This is a genomic window from Salinivibrio sp. MA440, assembly GCF_001996265.1.
Taxonomy (GTDB): domain Bacteria; phylum Pseudomonadota; class Gammaproteobacteria; order Enterobacterales; family Vibrionaceae; genus Salinivibrio; species Salinivibrio costicola.
On the sequence record NZ_MUFI01000091.1, the window covers coordinates 1 to 2,187 of the forward strand.

The 2,187-nt window shown below is 39.6% G+C and carries 2 protein-coding genes; both read right to left on the reverse strand.

The window, feature by feature from the left end:
* A partial coding sequence (locus tag BZG80_RS15590) for an MFS transporter (protein ID WP_131827571.1) occupies positions 1 to 744 on the reverse strand: 744 nt, incomplete at its 3' end.
* Between the two features lie 24 nt (positions 745 to 768).
* Positions 769 to 2,052, reverse strand: coding sequence for an MFS transporter (locus tag BZG80_RS15595; protein ID WP_077661692.1), 1,284 nt, complete (start codon positions 2,050 to 2,052; stop codon positions 769 to 771).
* Positions 2,053 to 2,187 lie beyond the last annotated feature (135 nt).

Here is a 2,187-nt window from a genome sequence, read left to right on the forward strand (position 1 = left end):
GCCCATGATCGGGACAAAAAAAGCATAATCTAGTGGATTTACACTTTTAAAGTAAAGCCGAGTAATAAATGGGAATACAAACGTTGCTCCCAATAAAAAAGCGAGCGAACTGCCATATATAATAGCTGAAAAAAATTCTTTATTATTTAGATCACAAGTAAATACTTTATCTATCTTGGGAAAGTCTCTATCTCTTTTAACTGAAAACCAAAGAACAAAAAATAAAACAAAAACTAGCGGTATATACAAAAGCGGATATAAATAAAAACAACCCTGACTTATACCACTTTGAGAAAACAAAAGTCCTATAAAGAATGAGAATGACAAACCAATGCCACCAATACTATCAGCGTAAGTAATTCTAGATACTGCATCACGCTGACTAAATCGCAACATCATAAATCGCATTACTGTGACTGAACTACCAGATGCTAAGCCTGTCAAGCTAGAAACTGCCAACAACATAATATAATTTTCGCTAGGAAAGAGTATAATAGCAGCCATCCATAAACATGGTAAAATGAGGAGAAGTGTAGAAATTAGCAACCAATTAATCACACCGAAAATTGTCGCTAGAAAATCCCAAAGAATTCGAGACAAACTACTTCCCAAAAAACAAAACAAGATCAGGATAAGCTTCGAAATGAATGTTAGGTTATACCCATAGTCTGGAAGATTAAAGACAACAACGGGCCAGGCTCCCCATACAAGGAAGGAGATAAATAAATGCATAATGGTTACCATCTCTATCTCCTTTTCATTCCTTTTTTATTCGGTTAGTTCTGGAAGGTCATTTTCAGTTCTTCCTGATCGCCATTCTTTGCTTTCAGATTTTCTAATCGCAAAATGCATCCAGGTTAACGCCAAACTGCATAATACAAAGAGCAACATAAAGCATGTTTGCCAGACTCCAACTAGATCATTTAACATGCCAAATGTCAGAGGAAGAAAGAAGCCACCAAGCCCGCCAACCATACCAACAGCACCACTTACAACACCCACATTATTGGGATAATAAACAGGGATATGTTTAAAAACTGCCGCTTTTCCTAAAGACATGAAAAAACCTAGCACGATACAGATTACAGCAAATTGATAGACGTTAGTTTCTAATGAGAAATTAATAACACCTCGTATTCCCTCAACACTGTAATGTGTATTGGGATAACTAAGAATAAAGGTGCAGACTACTGATGCGATAAACGTCCAGTACATCACTTTACGAGCACCATACCTGTCCGATAATATTCCACCAAGTATTCTAAACAATGAACCTGGAACCGTGTAAAGCCCTGCTATCAAGCCTGCTTGAGCCAAGGACACATCAAATACACCGATTGTATATTGGGGTAACCATAGTGCTAATGCCACAAAGGCACCGAAAACAAAAAAGTAGTACAAGGAGAATCGCCAGACCCTTACCTCTTTCAAAGGATGGAGCTGGCTATATATAGATACTTGCTCTCGCGGTCTTTCTCTTTGTTCGTTCTTTGCGAGAAAATAAAACCCAACTCCTGCTGTAGCCAAAATAATTGCATAGATTTGAACCGCACTGCGCCAGTCCATGATCAGTAAGAGCATTGGCATACAGAGCGAGGTCACAGAAGAGCCGACATTTCCCGCGCCAAATATCCCTAAAGCTGTACCTTGTTGGTTTTTCTTAAACCACGCCGATACATATGCCACACCAACAACGAAGCTACCGCCTGCCAATCCAATGCCCAGTGCGCAAAGCAACAGCAAGTAGTAACTGTGAGATAGACTCAGCAACCATGCAGAACCGGACGACAGGAGCATGACAACCGCAAAAACAGTACGGCCCCCAAAGTAGTCAGACGCGATTCCCAAAAACAATCGACTGACCGAACCTGTGAGAATCGGTGTCGCCATTAACAGTCCCAGTTCCGTGCTAGAGAGCTGAAACTCTTCCGCTATTTTTACACCCAATATGGAAAATATCGTCCACATGGCAAAGCAAAGCGTAAACGAAAATGTTGACATTCCCAACGCAAATTTCTGTTGCGCCTTTGAACTATCGACTGCCTGTACCATATGGTTTTCCTCCGACTTATAGTTAAACACAACTTATAAAATAAAGAAGGAAACCTCCATACACTTAAAGTATCATGATTTATTCAAAAAGTACTCCATTGGTAGTATCCAGAGGTATTAAATATCATATAATTC